Below are 20,564 nucleotides of genomic sequence, written 5' to 3'. Positions count from 1 at the left end.
ATAGTACCAATGACGGAGAACTTGTCAGCTAGCCCTAAAATCTGATATTCGTTCGTATCTCTCCGTCGGTAACCTCTAGATAGAAACCGTCATTGTCGTACATTTTGCAGCGAAAAGCGAAGGCGATGTCAAAACTACCATCTTCTTTCTCTTCCATTTCCAGAACCCGTAGGTATGCTGTATTTGGATCTTGTGGTCCTGACCAGGTCCGTAGATTGGCTACGCTAGTCAGCCCCGAACGGGCCTCATATTGCCCAAAAAACTCAATGGTAAATAGGCTTTTAATAGCCTGTAATGACTGTTTGGTTGTTTCCGTAGAAAGCATATTCAGCTCGGCCCCCTTCTGGATGTTCTCCAGGAAAAAAGCACGAACACTGCTCGTGAAGCTAGGGGTTTTAATCGTAAAGAAAAGAGGAGCTGGGGGTACCTTGGGAGCTCCCAACCCTCCTACTCCAAAGGCTACCTGCATTCCAGTTGGAGCCGCCCCTGGGTTATGAGGTACCGAGCCGTCGCCGGTTACAATGCTGGTGGCTCCGTAGGCAAAGTTCTCGTAGAAGGTTTCGTTGGTCGAGTAGCAAAGCCGCTGATTTTTTAGGGTAGCCTTTCCATAGTACTCCGACAGGTTATCGTGGCAGGCAAACTCAAGACGGCTTTCGTATTCGGGCAATTCGGGCGCTGGCTCAGGGCGCTGGCAGCTTAGCAGTGTCGCCAGCACGAGTAGGGTTACTGGTTTCATAGTTAATAGCTGAATTTAATAGATGTGGACCTACATGTAGGTTAAAGCGGATAAGTGAAGAAATAGGTACAATAAGCGTATGTAAGCTTTTCTAACTAATCCTACTTTTTATGTATCTTCCTTATTCTCAGAAACTATGCTACAAGATAGAAAATCTACTTGTATGCACTGAACGGAGAATCCTGTCAATTCCAGGAAGGTAAAAATTAATCAAAAAATTAAGTTTAGAATTGGAATAATTATATGAGTTGGATACATTTGGTACTTCAAGTGTTGTCTAAACCTTTGTCTACCATGCCATTATATGTATATCGGAAGCAAACTACGCAAGCTAAGAGATCAGCGAAGAATATCCACTCGTGAAATAGCCGACAAGGCAGGAATAGCTCAAAGTACCTACCTGGACTGGGAGCAGGATAAAACGTCACCAAGACTTAAAAACTTTGCAAAACTGGCAGAAGCATTTCAGCTTTCCCCAAAGGAACTGATGGACTATTTGCTGGATGGAAAGGGTGAGGAGACTTTAAGAAGCTAACGCTCCTTAGTACTTGGCTTCTTAATAGTAGTTGTGTCAACTGAAAACTAGCCATTGGATAAGATAGCAAAAGCGCACCCCTATTTCGGAGCGCGCTTGTATTCGCAAATCAAGTACTTAAAGGTACCTACAGCAACACGCTGAAGCTCTTGAAAATAGCGCCCAGCCGGACGGCGTCAAAAATACGCGCTGGCGTGCCGCCGTGGCCCAGTACCGACTGCTCGTGTGAGGTCACGCAGAGTTCGCAACCGTTCAGGGCCGAAACGACCAGGCTCAGTAGTTCAAAGAATTCTTTGCCCAGCACCGGATTCACCATGATGCTCATCTTGATGCCCGCGGGGGTACTTTCGTAGTACTCCTTCTTCACGAAGTGCCGAAAGCGGTAGAAGACGTTGTTGGCATTCAGCAGCGACACGCAGGCGGTTACTTCGGCCAGTTCCTTTTCGTCGGCTCCTTCTTGAGCAGCCAGCTCTTCCAGCGCCTGGATGAGCGAGGTACTTTTCTCGTTGATGGCCACGCCCAGCGCCAGCAGCAGCGCTTCTTTACGGGTCAGGTTTTGCGATTTAAGTACATTGCCGACGTTGATCTTCAGGTCTTTGAGGTAGCGGTGGTCCAGCTTGGCGAGCTTATTGAGCAGCGTGCTTTCAAAGTCGGCGGGTAGGTTTACTTCTTTATAGAGCGACTCCTTCGGGTTGGTTGCGGTGGCAAATGGGTACATGATGAATACGGGTAATTGGTGATAAATAAAGAAGGGCGGCTCCTAACGGCCACCCTATCTGGTTTTAACGCTTTTCCGGCTTCGGGTTAGGCCTCGATGGTAGCCTCGCCTTTGGTCCAGTTGCAGGGGCAAAGCTCGTCGGTCTGGAGGGCGTCCAGCACGCGAAGTACCTCGTTCACGTTCCGGCCCACGGAGAGGTCGTTCACGCTTACCCAACGTACAATACCCTGAGGGTCTATGATGTAGGTAACGCGGTAAGCTACTTTCTCGTTGGCTTCCAGGATACCCAGGTCTTCGGCCAGCGACTTGGACGTATCGGCCAGCATCGCGAACTGCAGGTTGCGCAGGTCGTCGTGGTTTTTGCGCCAGGCCAGGTGCACAAACTCCGAGTCGGTAGAGGCACCGATCAGCAGCGCGTCGCGGTCGGCGAAGTCCTCGGCTTTGTGGTTAAATTCGGCGATTTCGGTCGGGCAAACGAAGGTAAAGTCTTTAGGCCACCAGAACATCACCATCCACTTCCCGGCGTTCTTGTGGTCTTCAGAGGTAATGTCGTAAAACTCATTGCCTTTTTCCAGAGACACCACCGCCGTTTTCTTAAACTCGGGGAACACAGATCCTACGGAGACGATCGTATTTTTCATGATAAGTACCTGTTCGTTGATTTTGTATTTTTTGATGAATACAAAATTACAGAACAAACCTTTTTTGCCCAAATGTACGCGTGGTACTATTCGTTGAAAGGCTTGTTATTGTTTAATAGGAGCCTATTTATGGCTTGATACTAAATGAATTACCCGCAAAAGTGAGTTTGTGTTTACGCTGAAAATAATTGCATATTTTATATAAAGTCTGACAAGAGTCAGAAAAAGGGCACGGTGCTTTCCAGGCTCATGCCGCGCGAGCCTTTGATGAGTACGTGGGTATTCTGGCGCGGGTTGTCCATGATCCAGTTGTGCAGCGAAAACTTATCCGGAAAGTAGTATGCTTTGGGTAGGGGCGGTAGCGCGCTGGCCATCAGCTTGCCCGCCAGCACCACGACCTCAAATTGGCCTTGCGCCACGAGTTCGCCCAGTGCCCGGTGTTCGGCTTCGGTCTCGGGGCCGAGCTCCAGCATGTCGCCCAGGATCACCATCTTATGGGGTACTTCCAGCCGGGCGAAGTTCTCGATGGCGGCCGCCATCGACGACGGGTTGGCGTTGTAAGCATCCAGGTAGAGCGTGTTGGTCCCCTTCTGGATCACCTGCGAGCGGTTGTTGTCGGGCTGGTACTCGGAAATGGCCCGGTGGGCGTCAGACTCAGGTACCTCAAAGTAGGCCCCCACCGCCAGCGCCGCGCAGATATTGTCGAAGTTATAACCGCCCGGCAGGTGGGTACTTACGGCCTGTCCGTTGGTACCTTCATACACAATAAAAGGCGACTCCTGCACCAGCAGTGGGTTCACCGGCTCGCCCTCCATGACGGTACTGGTGCGGTAAAAAACGATCTCGGCAAAAGCCCGCCGCTGGCTCACCATTTCCATCAGCGTTTCGTTTTGGGCGTTCACAAAAACGGTCCCCTGCTTTTTGGAGAGGTAGTCGTAGAGTTCGCCTTTTCCTTTTTTTACGCCTTCCATTCCCCCAAAACCTTCCAAATGCGCTTTCCCTACGTTGGTAATCAAACCGTGCGTAGGCTGGGCAATGCTGCTCAGGAGCGCGATCTCCTGCCGGTGGTTGGCACCCATTTCTACCACGGCGATGTCGTACGCGTTGGGGTCGATGGCCAGCAGGGTAAGCGGCACGCCGATGTGGTTGTTGAGGTTGCCGCGGGTAGCGTAAGTCCGGTACTGCTTGGAAAGTACCGCCGCGATGAGCTCCTTGGTGGTGGTTTTGCCGTTGGAGCCCGTTAGCCCCACCACCGGAAAATCAAACGTACGACGATGGTAACGAGCCAGCTCCTGGAGGGTAGTGAGTACATCCTCCACGAGCAGGTAGCGCTCATCCTGAACTACCGCCGGATCATCCACGACGGCGTAGGCCGCGCCTTTTTCCAGGGCCGCGGCGGCAAAAGCATTTCCATCAAAAGAATCCCCTTTTAGGGCAAAAAACAAACCGTTGGGCTCGATCCGGCGGGTGTCGGTGGAGACGCCCGAGCAGCTTTGGTAGCGTTTGTAGAGTTCTTCGATCAGCATGAGGTAGTGAGCGGCAAAAAGAGTAAAAGCAAATAAATACAAGCTCCGGGGTACTTCGTGAGGTACCGGCTGAAGCGAAAAGATTGTTTCGTTCGTTCCAATCAAATGAACAAACAATTCGTTACTTTTTCAGGGTTCAAAAGTACGAGATTAATCCTCATTGATGGAAAAGAAATACATTTACCTGCTTGGGATCTTCTGGATAATAGGGCTAAGTACCGCTTCGGCCCAGACGGCCTGGTTTCGGCGGGATACGGCCACGGTGCTGAGGATGGCGGACAAAACGCTGCTGAACCCGTGGGCGGGGGGGCTCAACGCCGCGCAGTATTCCAAAATGCACCTCAACGACGACGGGGTAGAGGACCTGGTGATTTTTGACCGAACCAATAATAAAGTAAGTACCTTCCTGGCCGACGCCACCACCCAAACCTACCGCTACGCACCGGTGTACGAGGCGCGCTTTCCGGCCACGCAAAACTGGATGCTGCTGGTGGATTATAATCAGGACGGCCACAAAGAACTCTTTACCCACACCGCCCAGGGCGTGCGGGTGTACCGCCAGCGCCACTCGGCTAGCGGCTGGGAATGGGTACTTTTTAAGCCCCTGCTGCGCACCATCGGCTTTTCGGGCCCGCTAAACTTGCTGGTGGTCGCCACGGACATTCCGGCCTTGCTGGATATCGACGACGACGGCGATCTGGACATCGTGACCTTTGAGCAGCTGGGCAACTACGCCGAAATGCACCTTAACATCAGCATGGAAAAGTACGGGGTACCTGACAGCCTGGAGTTTATCCGGAATGGCTTGTGTTGGGGGAATTTTGTGAAAGAAGAATGCAACGACTTCAGCCTGGGTGTCGACTGCGGCTCGCTGGAAAATCCGGGTGGGTACTCGCCCGTAGGACGTACCCTCGAAACGGCCCGGATCAACCACGCCGGCAACGCGCTCCTGCTGCACGACCTGAACGGCGACGGCAAAAAGGACATGCTTTTTGGCCACGTGAGCTGCGAAAACCTGGCCGTGCTGTACAACACCGGCACCAACCGCGTGGGCAACTTCACCAGCTTCAGCCCCAACTACCCTGCCCAAAATCCGGTCAACTTCATTGTTTTCCCGGCGGGGTACCTGGAGGACGTCGATTTTGACGGCAAAAAAGACCTGCTGGCCGCCCCCAACGTATACGTCAATGAGGCCAATCTGATGGACTTCCGGTCGTCGAACTGGTACTTTCATAACGCCGGTACCGACACCAATCCTAACTTTGTTTTACAACAAAAAAACTTCTTGCAAGACCACATGCTGGAGGTAGGGGAAAATGCCTCGCCGGCGTTTTTTGACGTGGACGGCGACGGCGACCTGGACCTGGTGATCGGTACCGGCGGGGTACTTAGGGGCAATGGCTTTCGGGCCAGCCTGTGGCTGCTGCGCAACGTAGGTACCACCCGCGAGCCCCGCTATGAACTAGCCTCGGAAAACTACCTCGGCCTGGCCGATCAGCGCCAGGTGACGAATATCAAGCCCCAGTGGGCCGACTTCAACGGCGACGGCGTGGTGGATCTGGGCTTTGGAAGTACCTCCGGCCGGGACTTCAGGTACCAGTACATTCCCAACCGCGCCGCGCCGGGACAGCCCGTGCAGCTCAATCTCGCCGAGGTAGTGACGCTCCCCATCCCCACCGAAACCCAAACCGGCGATACGCCCCATTTTTACGACGTAGACGGCGACGGCGATCTGGACCTGGTGGTGGGGAAGTCGCAGGGGAATATTTACTACTACCTCAATACCGGTACGGCCAGCCAGCCGGTGTACACGCTCCAGACAGAAACGCTGGCGGGCGTGGGCTTCAACTACCCCGGTCGCTTTGCGGGCCTGGCCGTGGCGGACATCGACCTGGACGGCCGCCCCGACCTGCTCACGGCCGACCAAACGGGCATGGTGCGGGTGTTTCACTCGGGTACCTGGGGGCAGTGGAGTCGCCGCGATAGCCTGCTGGTGGAGCACCCGCTCACGCAGCAAGGCTACGCCCCGCAGCTAGGTACCTACCTCCAACCCACCGTCGCCGACTACAACGGCGACGGCAAGCCCGACCTGGCCGTAGGTACCAACGCAGGCGGTATTCATCTTTTTACCAACATCCTGTCAGCTACCATCACGGCCCCCGAGCCTACCTACGGCTGGGACGTACGCCTCTTCCCCAACCCGGCCGACCGGTACCTGCGGGTGGAGTCCGCCGTGGCGGCGCGGGTGGAGGTACTTAACGCCCGCGGGATTCCGCTCTACAGTACCCCCTTTAGCGTGCAGGCGCAGCAAGAGCTGGTACTTTCTACCGAGCACTGGGTACCTGGCCTCTACCTCATTCGCCTGAGCAGCGTCAGCGGGGTACTTGTACGAAAAATCGTGGTTGTGCGGTAGGGGGCGCAGAGGGCATAGGGGTAAGGGCAGAGGGTGAGTAGGGCAACTACCTCACGACTTGCCAAGTAAGGGCTCGTATTCCTGGCCACGAATGCCTCTATCCCCGGCCCTTTCTCCCGCGGAGAAAGGGAGCTTTGGAGGGTACTTTTTGGGCAAAGTACCCCCTGCCTCAAACCCTCTGCCATAAAGTACCCTCTGCCCAACACCCTATGCCCTCTGCCAAAAACTACCTACTTGGCCCGGTCGAAAAAGCGGCGCATGAAGAGCAACTGGTAGTGGATGGCGTTCTCCCAGTAGAGCCAGTTGTGCGCGCCGGGACGTACCACGTACTCGTGCGGGATATTCCGGTAGAGCAGCTGCTCGTGCAGGTTTTGATTTACCTTAAAGAAAAAATCCTCCGTGCCGCAGTCGATGATCAGCGCCAGGGCGTTGGCCGTCAGCAGGTGCAGCATATTGATCACCGAGTGCTTTTCCCAGCGCTCGGGGTAGTCGGTGTAGGAACCCAGGCGGGCGGCCATGTCCCAGTTTTTGGGAAAGGGCCGGATGTCCACGCCGCCGCTCATGCTGCCCGCCGCGCCAAATACCTCCTGGTGCCGCAGAGCCAGGTAGAGCGCCCCGTGGCCACCCATGCTCAGGCCCGTAATGGCCCGGCCGCGCCGGTCTTCGATGGTTTTGTAGTGCATATCCACCCAGCCCACCAGCTCCTTGGCCACGTAGGTTTCGTACTTAAAGGTGGGGTCGGTGGGGCTGTCCCAGTACCAGCTGCCGTAGTTGCCGTCGGGGCACACAATGATGAGCTGGTAGGTATCTGCCGCCGCCCGGATCGACGGTGCCTTCTTTACCCAGTCGGCGTAGTTTCCGCTGTAGCCGTGCAGCAGGTACAGCACCGGGTAGGCTTCGCCCTGCGCGTAGCTGTCGGGCGTCATCACCACCGCTTTGATGGTTTTCCGCATGGAAGGGCTGTAGGTCTCGACGGTATCGATGGTAGCGGCGCGGGCCTGTACGGAAAGCAATAAAAGGAATACTAGCGCCGAAAAGGTACTTGGACGAAGCATGGGTAGAGAAGGGATAAGGTACTTTGAATTTAATCCAGTGGCAAGTTTACAAAAAGAGGCGCTGGATTTCCTACGGAGAGAGGTACTTTTAGTAGGTCCGTTTTTTGCGCAGAGTGGAAAAGTTCGCGCTTTTAACAAAGCCACAACGGGTACTTTCAGGCCTAGAAGTACCTCGAAAAACAAAACCCTCTCAGCAACACTGAGAGGGTTTTAACAAAAAACAGGAGCCTCCTACGGGACTTGAACCTGCGACCTACGCATTACGAATGCGTCGCTCTACCAACTGAGCTAAGGAGGCGATTTGGAGCTGCAAATATAGGGAAATCGAAAATATCTGCGTCAAAAAGTACCTACCATTTTTTGAAAATAAAAAAGACCGCCAGGCAAATCAGGGCGAAGCCGACGAGGTAGTTCCAGCGGAGGGGCTCCTTCAGGTACAGGATCGCGAAGCCCACAAAAACCCCCAAACTCACCACTTCCTGGATGGTTTTGAGCTCGAAGGCGTTGAACTGGTAGGAGCCGATGCGGTTGGCCGGGACGGCGATGCAGTACTCGGCAAAAGCAATGAGCCAGCTGATCAGGATGACTTTCCAGAGCTGGGTTTCTCGGAATTTGAGGTGCCAGTACCAGGCCGTGGTCATGAACAGATTAGACAGAAACAGGAGCAGGATGGTGCGCATGGAGCCAGAGGCAAATAGGGAGTTGTTGAATACGTGAGATGAATAGAAAGGTAGCGGTTGGACACGGTACCAGGCCCAAAGTTATACAGAAGGGTGCGTTTTTTTTGATTTTGCCTCCCATGACACCACAGGAAAGTTAATCCTGAAAAGAAATAGTATTTTGGATAGGAAAAATGGAGCGCGAAACCCTTTACTATATTTTAATCCCAAAAATAACCTTCCCCTTTTCATGAAATTCTCTCAATTGACCGAGCGGCTGAACGCCGTGGAGGAGTACGAGCGCGAACGCGTACCGGACCGGAAGCTACGCAGCGGACGGAGTTTTCTGGGGATGTACGCCGGGGAGCACACGGCCGGTACCGAGTTTGTGATCGGGCCGTTGTTTGTGGCGCACGGTGTGGCGGCGGGCGACCTGGTGCTGGGCTTGCTCCTGGGCAATATCCTGGCCGTGCTGAGCTGGGCGTTTCTGTGTGCACCCATCGCCGTGAAGGAGCGCATTACGCTGTACTTCAAGCTGGAAAAAATCTGCGGACCTACCCTCACAAAAATCTATAACTTAGTCAATGCCCTGATGTTCTGCTTCTTGGCGGGGTCCATGATCGCCGTGTCGGCCACGGCGGTGGGGATTCCCTTTGAAGTACCCCTGCCTACGCTCCAGGACGTGCTGCCCAACAGCGGCCTCTGGATCGTGATCGTGCTGGTGGTGGGGCTCGTCACGACCCTCGTGGCCATGCTGGGCTACGATTTTGTGTCGTACTTTGCCAACCTGGCGGCACCCTGGCTGTTTCTGGTGTTTCTGGCGGCGGCCATTGCGGTGCTGCCCGAGTTGGGCATTACCTCCGTGGGCGATTTTTGGGGCGTAGCGCAGGAAAAAATCTGGACCGGGGTACCTTTGGCGGGGCAGTCGCAGTTTACGTTCTGGCACGTGCTGTTTTTTGCCTGGTTCTGCAACATGGCCATGCACATCGGCATGGCCGACATGTCCGTACTCCGCTACGCCCGCAGCTGGAAAGCCGGGCTCACCTCGGGCGCGGGGATGTTTCTGGGGCACTACATTGCCTGGATGGCCTCGGGGATTTTGTACGCCGTTTTCTTGCAGCAGGCTTCCAATAAGCTCGAGTTTGCGCCGGGACCAGTGGCTTTCTACGCCGCCGGGCTGGCGGGGGTAGTTTGCGTGGTCATTGCGGGCTGGACTACCGCCAACCCGACCATCTACCGCGCGGGGCTGGCGTTGCAGTCGTGGTATCCCAAGTGGAAAACCTGGAAAATCACGCTGCTGGTGGGCCTCATCACCACCACGGCGGCCATGTTTCCGGCGCTGGTGATGCGCCTGCTCGACTTCGTGGCGCTCTACGGGCTGCTGCTCATGCCCATGGGGGCCATTATTTTCTCCGACGTGTACCTGCTGCCGCGGCTGGGCCTACGGCAGGAGTATGCGCTGAAGAAGGGCCTACGTACCAACCTGGCCGCGGCCCTCACCTGGGTACTTACGCTGGCGCTGTGCCTGTCCATGAACTGGCTGGCGGGCGTCGAGATCTTTTTCCTGGGGCTGCCCGGCTGGTTTATTGCGGTGGGGCTGTACGTGGGCCTGAGCAAGGCTTTCCAGACCAAGTCCGTTGCCGAGCCGGTTGCTTAAGCCAAGGTACTTTTTATTCATTCAGATCTCCATCATCATGACGCTATTCAAAACACTCTTTTACCTGCTGGCGGCGCTGGGGCTTTTGCTCACGATCGTACCCGCCGTGCTGGTTTTTACGGGTACCATCTCTAACGCCGAGCACAAAAACCTCATGGCCGTGGGCATGGTACTTTGGTTTGTGGGCATCACCCGCATTATGAAGCGCTAAGGGTACTTTTCAAATCGTGCAAGTACCCTTACGGAGGTACTTTCAGGGATAGACCGCCACCAGTTCTATTTCAATAAACTTATCGGCACTCACCAGCCCCGCCACCCCGATCGTCGACCGGATCGGTTTGGTGGGGTTTTCTTTGGTGCCAAAAAACTGGCTGTAGGCTTCGTTCCAGCCCTTGTAGTCGTACTGGCCGGTGTACTTGTCGGGTGCCACGTACACGCGCAGCATCAGTACTTCCCTAAAAGTCAGGCCTTTTTCTTTCAGCGTTTTTTGTAAGGTACCTAGGATATTCAGAGCCTGGGTTTTGGTGTCGCCGAAGCGGGCGGCGGTACCGGCCTGCGCGCTGCTGTCGGCTACGCCCGCCGTGATGCCGCTCGTCCAGAGCATTTTTTTCCCTTCGGGAATGACCGCCCCCGACGAAATGATGGAGCTGGGCGAGCCGTAAAATTCCACACTTTGCGCGCGGGCCGCCAGGCCAAGTACCAGCAGAAGCAGCGTACAGGTAGTTTTCATATCATCTTGGGTTTATTGAATTATGGTTAGTAAAAATTGCAAATAAACTATTTTTTGTAAAATTTAATTCTGTATTTGTAAAAATGTAAAGTATAAAATTTGCAAACAAGTACCTCTTGCCTAATTTTAGTCTGTAAAAATCTCTACGGCCTCCTTTTTCTCCTCTTGGTTATGAATCGCAGACTTTTCTTTCAAAAAGCCGGACTGGGTACTTTGGCCCTTTCGTCGGGGGTAGTGGCCGCCTGCTCGCCGCAGACGTCACCCCAATTTACCGACAAACATTTTCATATCAACCGCGGGTACCACCAGATCCCGAAGCTCCGCCTCTCGATGGACCGCATCGTGAAAGAAACCGTGGGACTGCGCCCCTTTCGGGCGTCGGGGCCGCGGCTCGAAACCGAGCAGTTGGGCCACAAAACCATCGTGCACAACTACGGCCACGGCGGGAGTGGCTGGTCGCTTTCGTGGGGAACGGGCCACCTGGCCCGCCAAATGGTACTGGCTACCAACGAAAAAAAAGTAGCCTTGCTGGGCTGCGGTACGGTGGGCATCGCCACCGCCCGGCTGCTCCAGGAGAGCGGCTGCGAGGTGACGATCTACACCAAGGACGTGCCGCCCAACGTTACCTCCAACCTGGCCACAGGTACCTGGTCGCCGGCCTCGCGGGTGTGCGATCCGGCGGTGGCCCGGCCGGAGTTTCGGTCGGTGTGGGAGGAGGCCACGCGGTTTTCGTTTCGGCGCTTTCAGTTTTTACTGGGCCTGAACGACATCGCCTGCTGGGGCGAAGAGTACAGCGTGTACGACGAAGTACCCCAGCGCGCCGGTACCTCGGCGGCGGGCGGGGAGGTATACGATATTCCGGGCCTACTGCCCGAGCGGGTGCAGCTCAGCAAAAAGGAGCACCCCTTCAAGGCCGAGTATGTAACCCGCCGCTCCAACCTGATGTTCAACATACCGAGCTACCTGCATGACCAGCTAAGCGATTTTATGCTGTACGGGGGCAAAGTAAAAATTCAGGAAATCAAAAAGCTGGAAGACATCGACGCCCTGCCCGAGAAGGTAATCGTCAACTGCATGGGGCTGGGGGCCAAAAGGGTGTTCAACGACGAAGAACTCACGCCGGTATCGGGGCAGCTTTCCTGCCTCATTCCGCAGAGCAACGTCACCTACAAGCTCTCCACGCGCGGGGCCAACTTCATTTCACGCAAGGACGGCATCTACCTGGGCGGCAATGGCATCGTGGGCAACTGGGACACCACGCCCAGCCGCGAGCAAACCGAAAAAGTAGTGACGACCCTGCAAAAGCTCATGGCCGACATGCGGGGGTAGTTTGGGCCAAGTACCCTCGCAGGTGAGGTGCGGCATTGGGCTGTGCGCTTTATTGTCCCGTAGCATCTTCTTTACTACCTTTACCCGGCTGCCAGGGTACCTGGGTGGAAAAGAAAGCGATGAACACAATCAAAAACAGGGTAGTACTTTTTGTAGTACTTGGCGCGCTGTGGTTTGGGGCAAGCTGCTCGCGGCCCAACGAAAACATCGTGGTGGCTACCGCCGCCAACGTGCAGTTTGTGATGCAGGAGCTCAAAGCGGAATTTGAGCGGCAGTCGGACCGGAAGCTGGAGCTCGTCGTGAGCTCGTCGGGTAAGCTCACGACCCAAATCCGTGAAGGCGCGCCGTTCGACGTATTCGTGTCGGCCGATACCAAGTACCCCGCCGAAATCCACCGAAACGGCGGCAGCGAGCAGCCGCCGCGCGTCTACGCCCAGGGTACTTTGGTACTCTGGACCATGGACACCACCCGCAGTGGCCCGGACCTCGCGCGGCTCACTTCCGACGCCATCCGGAAAATCGCCATTGCCAATCCGCGCACGGCGCCCTACGGCGAAGCCGCCTTGGAGGTACTTCAGCAGGCGGGAATCTACGAGCAGGTCAAAGGAAAGCTGGTCTTTGGCGAGAGCATCGCCCAGACGTCTCACTACATCACCACCCGGTCCGCCGACGTAGGTTTTACGGCCCTGTCGATGGTACTTTCACCCGAAATGAAGGGCAAAGGGCGCTGGATCAAACTGGATTCGACCACCTACCGGCCCATCGAGCAGGCAGCCATTCTGCTGCGCCACAGCGCTGCTTCGCCCAAGCGCGAAGCTAGCGAGGCTTTTTATAATTTTCTTTTTTCCGAATCCGCCAAGGTCATTTTCCGCAAGTACGGCTACTCAGTCGATGATTTACCCTAGGTAGTTATTTTTCAAGAAAAGTACCCTAAAAGTACCCCTGCATGGACCCTCAACCCCTCTGGCTCACCTTCCGACTGGCCGCGCTCACCACCCTGATCCTGCTCGTGCTGGCGCTGCCGCTGGCCTACTGGCTGGCCTATACGCGGTTTCGGGGGCGGGTACTGGTGGAGGCCGTGATCGGGATGCCGCTGGTGCTGCCGCCCTCGGTGCTGGGGTTTTACCTGCTGCTGGCCTTCAGCCCGTCCTACGCCTTTGGGGCCTGGATTGAAGCCACGCTGGGGCTGCGGCTGGTGTTTTCGTTTCCGGGGCTGGTGGTGGCTTCGGTGATTTATAGCCTGCCGTTTATGGTGTACCCGCTTCAGGCGGGCTTGCAGTCGCTGCCGGCCTCGCTGCGGGAGGCGTCTTACACGCTGGGCAAAAGTACCTCCGAAACCTTTTTTAAGGTACTTTTGCCCAATTGCAAATCGGCCATCCTGACGGCCCTCGTCCTTACCTTTGCGCACACGGTGGGAGAGTTTGGGGTCGTTTTGATGATCGGTGGTAACATTCCCGGTGTTACCAAAGTGGCTTCGGTGGCTATTTATAACGAAGTGGAGGCCCTCAACTACTCCGTGGCCAACCAGTACGCGCTGGTGCTTTTTGTGGTGACCTTCGTCATTTTGCTATTGGTGTATACTTTCAATAACCGCCTGCTGCGTGTCCGATACCCTGCTTGACATAACCCTGCGGCATAGCCTGTCTACGGCCACCGGGCAAGTACCCCTGAAGGTGGATTTCCGGGTGCGGGCCGGGCAGATCGTGGCCCTGACGGGACCGTCCGGCGCGGGCAAAACGACCCTGCTGCGGCTCCTGGCCGGGCTCGTGCGGCCGCAGGTGGGAATCATAAAAGTAGGAAACGAAACCTGGCTGGACACCGAAAAAAAAATCCAGGTACCTCCGCAGCAGCGGCGCGTCGGCTTTGTGTTTCAGGATTACGCCCTGTTTCCGCACCTGACGGTACGCCAAAACCTGACCTTTGCGCTGGAAAAAGGCCAAAACCCGGCGGTGGTAGACGAGCTCCTAAGCCAGACCGAGCTAGGCCAACTGGCCCACCGCAAACCAGCGCAGCTCTCGGGCGGGCAGCAGCAGCGGGTGGCCCTGGCGCGGGCCCTGGTGCGGCAGCTGGCTGAGCCATCGGTAGCCGGGCCCAGGGTACTTTTGCTGGACGAGCCCCTCTCGGCCCTCGACCGCGACATGCGTTTGCGCCTTCAGGAGCTGCTGCTCCAGTGGCACCGCCGCTACCAGCTGACGATCATCCTCGTCACGCACGACCTGGCGGAGCTATTCCGCCTGGCTGACCACGTGCTGGTACTCGAAGAAGGCAAGCTGGTGCGGGAGGGAAGCCCGGCGGCGGTCTACGCCCAGGCGGCCGAGGCAGAAGGCCCCGGACTGTACGGAGAGGTACTTGCGTGCCGGGTAGAAGCCGACCACGCGCTGGTGCAGGCGCTGATGCAAGGTGCCATCCACAACCTGCGGCTACCGCGGCACCTGGCCGAGTCTATGACGCCGGGGCGCGCTTTTTGGCTACGCTACTCGGTGGAGGCCCCCATCGTGGAGTGGATCAAGTAGGTAGTTTTGGGAAGTACTTTTTTGTAAAAATCGCTTTTCGACGTAGCAAAATGACCTTTTGCTGCGTATCTCAAGGTACCCCTGACGTATAGAGGAGTAAGAGAATGAATCTTTTAATAATAAGCATGAAAAACGCATTACTGTTTCTGATAGGTTGGCTGGCAGGTACCTGGGCGCTGGGGCAAAGTACCCCGCCGCCCAACGTCGTCATTTTTATTGCCGACGACGTGAGCTGGAACGACCTGGGCTGCTACGGCAACGGGGCCGTCAAGACGCCCCACATCGACCGTCTGGCCGCTGAGGGCGTGCGCTTTACGAATGTTTTCCTAACGGCCAGTTCGTGCAGTCCCAGCCGGGCCAGTATCTTGTCGGGCCGCTACCCACACAACACCGGCGCCGCCGAGCTGCACACGCCGCTACCCGCCGAGGTGGCTACCTTCCCCAGGTACCTGCGCCAGGCGGGGTACCACTGCGTGTCGTCGGGGAAATGGCACCTGGGCCCCAACGCCGAGCCGGATTTTGACCTGGTGCAGCAAAAAAACATCGGCGACGGTGGCGAGGCCTTATGGCTGGATGCGCTCCAGAACCGCCCGCGTGACAAGCCCTTTTTTACGTGGCTGGCGGCGCTGGACGCCCACCGCGAGTGGGGCGAGAACGAGTACAGCGGTACCAATCCTGCTTCGGGCGTAGTGCCCCCGCCTTACCTGCTCAACAAGCCCGCCACGCGCGAAGACCTAGCCAGGTACTACGACGAAATTAGCCGCTTCGACGCTTACGTGGGCAAAGTAGTAGAAGAGCTGGAAAAACAGGGCGTGCTGGATAATACGCTGCTGCTGGTCATGGCCGACAACGGGCGGCCCTTCCCCCGCACCAAAACCCGCCTCTACGACGAAGGCATCAAAACGCCCTTCGTACTGCGCTGGCCCGCCGGGACGTCGGCCAAAAACGTGGTTTCGGAAAGCCTCATCAGCGTCATCGACCTGGCACCTACCATCCTGGAGCTGGCGGGCGTTACGCCCGCGGCGCACTTCCAGGGCCGTAGCTTTACCAAGGTGCTTCAGCAGCCCCAAAGTACCTTCCGGCAGTACGTTTTTGCCGAGCACAATTGGCACGACTACGAGGCCTACGAGCGGATGGTACGTACCAAAGATTGGCTCTACATCACCAACGCCCGGCCGCAATTCCCCCTGTCGTCGGCGGCGGATGTACACCACTCGGCCAGCTTCCAGGAGCTGGTGCGGGCCTACGAGGAGGGTACTTTGGAGGTACTTCAGAAAGAGCAATTCATGAGTCCCCGGCCCGTGGAGGAGCTCTATGACTGCCGCGCCGACCCCCTGCAGCTCACCAACCTGATCAAGGACCCCAAGTACACCCAGGAGCTGCAAAAGCTGCGACTGGTCCTGAAACAGTGGAGCAACGACACCGACGACACCCTGCCCCAGAACCTCACGCCCAGCCGATTCGATTGGTTTACGGGTGAAAAACTCAACGTGCCGACCCAATACGGCGAAATGCCAGGCACCACCCGCCGGGCTACCCGGAATACGGATAAGGGACCTTTTTGAGAAAAAGAGTTAATCTTCAGCGACCGCTGGTTGCGGAAAAAGGGTAGTTCGACTGTAATCTAGTGATCTTAGCAAATTCCTTGATGAGCGCTACTCAACGCCCGATAAAGTTCAACGTATTATCAAGCATATGTATTAAGCTGTAATTTGGATGCCAAGACCCACAAAGACAAACAGACGACCGTCTGTTTGTGGACACCGACGACTAGTGCAATACTTTCGTCGCAAAAATCGAGCGTTTTTGTAAGACACTTGTATAGGCAAATTTTTGTATAGTATATCCAACTTCTCAGGGACGAAAATCCATAGCAGTCCATAAAATCGGACTGCCGAAGCGGCAACTTTTACATTTCGTTAACCTTCTTTTACCGGTCATTAACGGACGACCGAATAGAAGCGTTTAGCTTTGCGGTCCACCTTAGTGGCGACCCACCTTAGTGACTGAAATCCATTCTGACCAAACCATCCCATGAAAAACCAACGCCTCTTTCTGATTCTTTCCTTTCTATTCATTGTATTTCACGTCCACGCGGATGATCTGGACGATTTTATCCGGAGCCAAATGCAGAAGCGGGGTATTCCCGGTTTGTCCCTCGCGATCATTCAGGACGGAAAAATCCTGAAGGCTCAGTCATACGGATTTATTGATAAGGATGGAAAGGTGCCCGTCACGACGAACACTCTGTTTCAGGCAGGCTCGGTGAGCAAATCGGTTGCGGCTATGGGCGCTCTGTATCTTGTTGAACAGAATAAACTTTTGCTGGATGAGCATGTGAACGTAAAACTTAAAAGTTGGAAAGTGCCTGATAATGAATTTACAAATGACAAAAAGGTTACACTGCGCGGGATACTCAGTCATACCACCGGTCTTACCGTGCACGGATTCCCGGGGTACACGGTGGGCGCGAAGATCCCTTCGGTAGTTCAGATTCTGGATGGGACAGCCCCAGCCAATACACCACCGGTTCGCGTAGACTTCGTTCCGGGCTCCCGCTGGAGGTATTCAGGTGGCGGTTATACCGTCATGCAGCAACTGATGGTGGATGTGACGGGCGCTGCTTTTCCGGAATTCATGAAAAATAAGGTGCTTTCGCCACTTGGTATGAACAATAGTACCTACCAACAACCTTTACCTCCGGAACTGGCAAAATTGACGGCAACTGGTCACTACAACAATCGAAGTTTAGTGGAAGGTCGCTGGCACATTTATCCTGAGATGGCCGCCGCGGGATTGTGGACTACGCCGTCCGATCTGGCTCGATTCGCTATTGGCATTCAGAATGCTTATGCTGGAAAATCAGGGAGTGTATTATCCCAGTCCATGACCCGACAAATGTTGACAGATCAGAAAAACAGGGATGGACTTGGTGTTTTTTTGCAGGGTGACAGTACGACGCTCCGCTTCGGTCACAATGGGCGCGACGAGGGCTTTGATGCGTTATTGACCGCGAGTGTGGACAAAGGACAAGGCATTGTGATCATGATCAATGCGAATGATAACTCGCATATGATGGGCAGGATTGTTGATTTTATCGCGGACTACTACCACTGGGATGGATTTCCCGTAAAGACTAAACCGGCCGCAGTAGATGTGGATCCCAAAACTCTAACGGCTTTCGAAGGTCGATATGAACTATTTAATAATCGAATTATTACTTTTGAGGCTGATAATCAGCGGATTTTTACCTTGGAAGATGGGTTTATTGACGAAGAATTTGTGCCCGTCGCTCATAATAAGTTTACATCGACTGACCGGAATGTTTCTGTGATCTTCAATCCCGACGCCAATGGAAATGTGACCGGCTTCACGCTTGAAGACAATGATCAAGGCTATCAGCGGAAAGTACCACGTATCGGGCCGCTCGCCGATGCCCAGAAAACCAATGCCGATCCTGATCCGTCACGTACACCCAAAATCATGGCGGCTTTGCAGGCTATGGTAAAAGGGGGTAAACTATTAGAAGAAGCATCAGGCCTCACGTTGGGAGCCAAACGCGATTTTGCAGGAGGAATGCGCGAGCCGGAAACGTTGAAATCCTTAACTTTTATTCATTCCGAAAACGTGGCAGGCCGGGGAATTCAACGCCATGATAGCGAGGTAAGCGAAATAGTAACGTACCAATTGAAGTCCAATCAGCCGGACACCTATATACTCGTCCATCTGACCTCCGACGGCTTGGTTACGGATTGTGATCTCGTTGAAAAATAATAGCTATTTGAGGCGAATTAGCGGATCACACTGTTTCAGATGCTATTGAACTCGATGAAGATCGCAGCAAAAAATAAGGTGAATTGAAATTTTTAAGTAATTAAAAGAAATGATGAAGTACATACACGTATATGCTTTATTCTTGATGGTTGTTTTTCACCCCTCCTATGGGCAAAACCAAACAAACGTAACACAAGATAATTTCAGTAAAGCACACAATGGCTACTCCGAGTCTCAACTTAAAGAGGCGGCTACCTCCAAGGTGCCTATGGGTCAGGTTCGGAATATAAAGCAAGCCAGAAACGGAGACATTTTGATTGCTGGCACAGGAGGTGGTGTTTTTCGCTATGATGGAAAATCGTTTACTAATCTCACATATGGTAAAATAGATCCGCTCATTTACTGGGATGTGCTGGAAGATCGAAAAGGAAATCTTTGGTTCGCTTCCAGAGATTCTGGTGTTTATTATTACAATGGCAAAACCTTCCAACATTTCACAACCAGGGAGGGACTTGCCAGTAATCAGGTTATGTTTATTTATGAAGATAAAGCCGGCGTTATTTGGTTCGGCACTGGAGGTGGCGTAAGCCGTTACGATGGGGAATCTTTTCGAAATTTTACAACTAAAGAAGGACTTCCTAATGATGATATTACTACTATCATGGAAGACAAAACTGGGAAATTATGGTTTGGTACAAGGGGTGATGCCTTCTTCTATGATGGAAAAACATTTACCGTTTTCAGAAATAAAGACGGTAAAGCCTTTCACAACGTTTTTTCGATAATCGAAGATAGAAAAGGCAATATTTGGCTTGGAGCCGATGGTCTTTGGCGCTATGACGGCAGTACCTTTACTAAGGTGTCGCAGAGGGGTGTTTATGCTATAATCGAAGATAAGAAAGGAAACATCTGGACTACTGGTTGTGTGAGCCCTCCTTATGGGGAGGTTTGGGCACTTTCCCGTTATGATGCAAAGTCGCTGTACGATGAAATGCCAACTGTAACCGAAATCATGTCAGGACCACCAGCTTTTTTGGCACTTTTAGAAGCTAACGATGGAAGTATTTGGTTTGGATCTGTAGGTGCAGTGTATCGGTATGACGGAAAGACCATCACGGACTTTAAAAGTAAAGAGGGTAAGCGATAAGGTGTATAGCGGTTTCTCAAAACGTCCGTTTTGCTGGGCTCAGCCTGACGACCAAAGGGCTGAACCAGACCTTCAAGAAACCATTTCAAATTGTCGTCTCATAAATCAATACGGCAGCCGCGCTGGCTCACTTTCAGAAATTAGCTGAGTAAATGAGATAGACCCACTTCTGCTACCTAAGATTTTGCTTCAAGGGGATGATATGCTGATAGGTCGACAATAACCTTTATTTATAGGAAGTAGGTGTAATTTAACGGGTAGTTTGGCGGGAGAAAAGCTACTTCTGAATAGCTTTTAAAGCGCAATCGTAAGGGGAGATTTGGTAGAAAGTAGTCTTTGAAAAGATAAAGTACCCTCTGCTATGCGCATCTTAATCCTGGAAGACGAACCGCTGATTGCCCGCTCGCTGGTCAAAGAAGTCCGCCACATCGAGCCCGAGGCCGTGCTGGAAGGGCCGCTCGAGAGCATCAGCCAGGCGTTGCAATGGTTTGCCGAGCACCCCCAGCCCGACCTCATCCTGGCCGACATCCAGCTGTCCGACGGCGTTAGCTTCGATATTTTTCGGCAGGTACCTACCGACTGCCCCCTTATTTTCACCACCGCCTACGACGCCTACGCCATCCGGGCTTTTAAGCTCAACAGCGTGGACTACCTGCTCAAGCCCATCGGCGAAGAGGAGCTGCGCTGCGCTTTTGAGAAGTTCCACCGCTTGCGCGAAAGTACCCCGCTGCACTACCCAGCTCAGCTCAGTACCTTGCTGGAGCAGCTCGAGAAGCGCCCGGCCCGGGTCTACAAGCGTCGTTTTCTGGCGCACCACCACCGCACCATCGTGGCCGTACCCACTGAGCGCGTGGCTTTGTTTGTGCGCGACGAAGTGATCTGGCTGGTCACGACCGAAGGCGAGCGGCTCATTACCGACTACCCCTCGCTGGACGAGCTAGACGACCTGCTCGACCCCGCCGACTTCTTTCGGGCCAGTCGGCAGCACACGGTGCGCAAAGAGGCGCTGGAAGGCTACCGTACGCACTATTCGGGGCGGCTGGAGCTGCTCGTGCCCGCCGCCGCTGGCGAGGCCATCACGGTCAGTAAAGAAAAAGCGCCTTTTTTTCGGCGCTGGTTTGAAGAATAATC

The 20,564-nt window shown here is 54.4% G+C and carries 19 protein-coding genes and 1 tRNA gene; 12 read left to right on the top strand and 8 right to left on the bottom strand.

Annotated elements, in window-relative coordinates; genetic code table 11:
* Window positions 1-34: 34 nt before the first annotated feature.
* Window positions 35-736 (bottom strand): hypothetical protein, encoded by a 702-nt coding sequence (locus HNQ92_RS18025; RefSeq protein ID WP_184175760.1) that lies wholly within the window; start codon window positions 734-736, stop codon window positions 35-37.
* A gap of 304 nt (window positions 737-1,040) precedes the next feature.
* Between HNQ92_RS18025 and HNQ92_RS18020 the strand changes: the two genes are divergently transcribed.
* The gene (locus HNQ92_RS18020; RefSeq protein WP_184175758.1) at window positions 1,041-1,271 is read left to right on the top strand and encodes a helix-turn-helix domain-containing protein; all 231 of its coding nucleotides are present in this window, start codon (window positions 1,041-1,043) and stop codon (window positions 1,269-1,271) included.
* Between the two features lie 127 nt (window positions 1,272-1,398).
* Here HNQ92_RS18020 and HNQ92_RS18015 read toward each other — a convergent pair whose 3' ends face one another.
* The 3 genes from HNQ92_RS18015 to HNQ92_RS18005 form a co-directional block, all read right to left on the bottom strand.
* Window positions 1,399-1,989: a carboxymuconolactone decarboxylase family protein gene (locus HNQ92_RS18015; protein WP_184175756.1), complete on the bottom strand. Its 591-nt coding sequence runs from the start codon at window positions 1,987-1,989 to the stop codon at window positions 1,399-1,401.
* An 86-nt stretch (window positions 1,990-2,075) separates the two neighbouring features.
* Window positions 2,076-2,630, bottom strand: a complete 555-nt coding sequence (locus HNQ92_RS18010; RefSeq protein ID WP_184175754.1) for a peroxiredoxin — start codon at window positions 2,628-2,630, stop codon at window positions 2,076-2,078.
* Window positions 2,631-2,848: 218 nt separating this feature from the next.
* Complete coding sequence (locus HNQ92_RS18005; protein WP_184175752.1) at window positions 2,849-4,156, bottom strand: UDP-N-acetylmuramoyl-tripeptide--D-alanyl-D-alanine ligase; 1,308 nt, start codon at window positions 4,154-4,156, stop codon at window positions 2,849-2,851.
* A 163-nt stretch (window positions 4,157-4,319) separates the two neighbouring features.
* Here HNQ92_RS18005 and HNQ92_RS18000 point away from each other — a divergent pair, with 163 nt between their 5' ends.
* Entirely contained in the window at window positions 4,320-6,569 is a 2,250-nt protein-coding gene (locus tag HNQ92_RS18000; protein ID WP_184175750.1) for a T9SS type A sorting domain-containing protein, read from the top strand.
* A gap of 230 nt (window positions 6,570-6,799) precedes the next feature.
* Here the strand turns inward: HNQ92_RS18000 and HNQ92_RS17995 are convergent, their stop codons facing one another.
* From HNQ92_RS17995 to HNQ92_RS17985, 3 genes are all read right to left on the bottom strand, one after another.
* Window positions 6,800-7,624 carry an alpha/beta hydrolase gene (locus HNQ92_RS17995; protein WP_184175748.1) on the bottom strand — a complete coding sequence of 275 codons (825 nt, stop codon included), beginning with the start codon at window positions 7,622-7,624 and terminating at the stop codon, window positions 6,800-6,802.
* A gap of 225 nt (window positions 7,625-7,849) precedes the next feature.
* Window positions 7,850-7,922 (bottom strand) — tRNA-Thr (locus HNQ92_RS17990).
* Between the two features lie 52 nt (window positions 7,923-7,974).
* Window positions 7,975-8,304, bottom strand: coding sequence for a DMT family protein (locus HNQ92_RS17985; protein ID WP_184175746.1), 330 nt, complete (start codon window positions 8,302-8,304; stop codon window positions 7,975-7,977).
* Between the two features lie 229 nt (window positions 8,305-8,533).
* Between HNQ92_RS17985 and HNQ92_RS17980 the strand changes: the two genes are divergently transcribed.
* Window positions 8,534-9,940, top strand: coding sequence for a purine-cytosine permease family protein (locus HNQ92_RS17980; RefSeq protein ID WP_184175744.1), 1,407 nt, complete (start codon window positions 8,534-8,536; stop codon window positions 9,938-9,940).
* A 37-nt stretch (window positions 9,941-9,977) separates the two neighbouring features.
* Complete coding sequence (locus HNQ92_RS17975; RefSeq protein ID WP_184175742.1) at window positions 9,978-10,151, top strand: hypothetical protein; 174 nt, start codon at window positions 9,978-9,980, stop codon at window positions 10,149-10,151.
* Between the two features lie 42 nt (window positions 10,152-10,193).
* Here HNQ92_RS17975 and HNQ92_RS17970 read toward each other — a convergent pair whose 3' ends face one another.
* Window positions 10,194-10,670 (bottom strand): Rid family hydrolase, encoded by a 477-nt coding sequence (locus HNQ92_RS17970; protein WP_184175740.1) that lies wholly within the window; start codon window positions 10,668-10,670, stop codon window positions 10,194-10,196.
* A 171-nt stretch (window positions 10,671-10,841) separates the two neighbouring features.
* Here HNQ92_RS17970 and HNQ92_RS17965 point away from each other — a divergent pair, with 171 nt between their 5' ends.
* The 8 genes from HNQ92_RS17965 (at window position 10,842) to HNQ92_RS17930 (ending at window position 20,562) form a co-directional block, all read left to right on the top strand.
* Window positions 10,842-11,999, top strand: coding sequence for an FAD-dependent oxidoreductase (locus HNQ92_RS17965; RefSeq protein ID WP_184175738.1), 1,158 nt, complete (start codon window positions 10,842-10,844; stop codon window positions 11,997-11,999).
* 119 nt (window positions 12,000-12,118) lie between these two features.
* A complete protein-coding gene (gene modA / locus HNQ92_RS17960; RefSeq protein WP_184175736.1) occupies window positions 12,119-12,904 on the top strand; it encodes a molybdate ABC transporter substrate-binding protein in 786 nt (261 codons plus the stop codon).
* Window positions 12,905-12,945: 41 nt separating this feature from the next.
* Window positions 12,946-13,620, top strand: coding sequence for a molybdate ABC transporter permease subunit (modB, locus tag HNQ92_RS17955; protein ID WP_184175734.1), 675 nt, complete (start codon window positions 12,946-12,948; stop codon window positions 13,618-13,620).
* Complete coding sequence (locus tag HNQ92_RS17950) at window positions 13,601-14,512, top strand: ATP-binding cassette domain-containing protein (protein WP_184175724.1); 912 nt, start codon at window positions 13,601-13,603, stop codon at window positions 14,510-14,512. The genes modB and HNQ92_RS17950 overlap by 20 nt, the downstream gene beginning before the upstream one ends.
* Before the next feature lie 125 nt (window positions 14,513-14,637).
* On the top strand, window positions 14,638-16,077 hold the full coding sequence (locus HNQ92_RS17945; RefSeq protein WP_184175722.1) for a sulfatase family protein: 1,440 nt from the start codon (window positions 14,638-14,640) through the stop codon (window positions 16,075-16,077).
* Window positions 16,078-16,546: 469 nt separating this feature from the next.
* Complete coding sequence (locus HNQ92_RS17940; RefSeq protein WP_184175720.1) at window positions 16,547-18,286, top strand: serine hydrolase domain-containing protein; 1,740 nt, start codon at window positions 16,547-16,549, stop codon at window positions 18,284-18,286.
* A gap of 109 nt (window positions 18,287-18,395) precedes the next feature.
* On the top strand, window positions 18,396-19,433 hold the full coding sequence (locus tag HNQ92_RS17935) for a ligand-binding sensor domain-containing protein (protein ID WP_246440376.1): 1,038 nt from the start codon (window positions 18,396-18,398) through the stop codon (window positions 19,431-19,433).
* 361 nt (window positions 19,434-19,794) lie between these two features.
* Entirely contained in the window at window positions 19,795-20,562 is a 768-nt protein-coding gene (locus tag HNQ92_RS17930; protein WP_184175718.1) for a LytR/AlgR family response regulator transcription factor, read from the top strand.
* The last annotated feature ends 2 nt before the right edge of the window (window positions 20,563-20,564 follow it).

It is taken from the genome of Rhabdobacter roseus, from assembly GCF_014202275.1.
In the GTDB taxonomy this organism is placed as follows: Bacteria; Bacteroidota; Bacteroidia; order Cytophagales; family Spirosomataceae; genus Rhabdobacter; species Rhabdobacter roseus.
Note: the sequence above shows the minus strand (reverse complement) of the source record. Positions and strands in the feature narration are given on the sequence as shown.

What these genes read in the sequence shown, in the direction of transcription:
- HNQ92_RS18020 (WP_184175758.1), top strand. Translation starts at nt 1,041, where the DNA reads ATGTATATCGGAAGCAAACTACGCAAGCTAAGAGATCAGCGAAGAATA.
- HNQ92_RS17965 (WP_184175738.1), top strand. Translation starts at nt 10,842, where the DNA reads ATGAATCGCAGACTTTTCTTTCAAAAAGCCGGACTGGGTACTTTGGCC.
- HNQ92_RS18000 (WP_184175750.1), top strand. Translation starts at nt 4,320, where the DNA reads ATGGAAAAGAAATACATTTACCTGCTTGGGATCTTCTGGATAATAGGG.
- HNQ92_RS18010 (WP_184175754.1), bottom strand. Translation starts at nt 2,630, where the DNA reads ATGAAAAATACGATCGTCTCCGTAGGATCTGTGTTCCCCGAGTTTAAG.
- HNQ92_RS17980 (WP_184175744.1), top strand. Translation starts at nt 8,534, where the DNA reads ATGAAATTCTCTCAATTGACCGAGCGGCTGAACGCCGTGGAGGAGTAC.
- HNQ92_RS17940 (WP_184175720.1), top strand. Translation starts at nt 16,547, where the DNA reads ATGAAAAACCAACGCCTCTTTCTGATTCTTTCCTTTCTATTCATTGTA.
- HNQ92_RS17970 (WP_184175740.1), bottom strand. Translation starts at nt 10,670, where the DNA reads ATGAAAACTACCTGTACGCTGCTTCTGCTGGTACTTGGCCTGGCGGCC.
- HNQ92_RS17995 (WP_184175748.1), bottom strand. Translation starts at nt 7,624, where the DNA reads ATGCTTCGTCCAAGTACCTTTTCGGCGCTAGTATTCCTTTTATTGCTT.
- HNQ92_RS18025 (WP_184175760.1), bottom strand. Translation starts at nt 736, where the DNA reads ATGAAACCAGTAACCCTACTCGTGCTGGCGACACTGCTAAGCTGCCAG.
- modB (WP_184175734.1), top strand. Translation starts at nt 12,946, where the DNA reads ATGGACCCTCAACCCCTCTGGCTCACCTTCCGACTGGCCGCGCTCACC.
- HNQ92_RS17975 (WP_184175742.1), top strand. Translation starts at nt 9,978, where the DNA reads ATGACGCTATTCAAAACACTCTTTTACCTGCTGGCGGCGCTGGGGCTT.
- HNQ92_RS18015 (WP_184175756.1), bottom strand. Translation starts at nt 1,989, where the DNA reads ATGTACCCATTTGCCACCGCAACCAACCCGAAGGAGTCGCTCTATAAA.
- HNQ92_RS18005 (WP_184175752.1), bottom strand. Translation starts at nt 4,156, where the DNA reads ATGCTGATCGAAGAACTCTACAAACGCTACCAAAGCTGCTCGGGCGTC.
- HNQ92_RS17935 (WP_246440376.1), top strand. Translation starts at nt 18,396, where the DNA reads ATGATGAAGTACATACACGTATATGCTTTATTCTTGATGGTTGTTTTT.
- HNQ92_RS17930 (WP_184175718.1), top strand. Translation starts at nt 19,795, where the DNA reads ATGCGCATCTTAATCCTGGAAGACGAACCGCTGATTGCCCGCTCGCTG.
- modA (WP_184175736.1), top strand. Translation starts at nt 12,119, where the DNA reads ATGAACACAATCAAAAACAGGGTAGTACTTTTTGTAGTACTTGGCGCG.
- HNQ92_RS17985 (WP_184175746.1), bottom strand. Translation starts at nt 8,304, where the DNA reads ATGCGCACCATCCTGCTCCTGTTTCTGTCTAATCTGTTCATGACCACG.
- HNQ92_RS17945 (WP_184175722.1), top strand. Translation starts at nt 14,638, where the DNA reads ATGAAAAACGCATTACTGTTTCTGATAGGTTGGCTGGCAGGTACCTGG.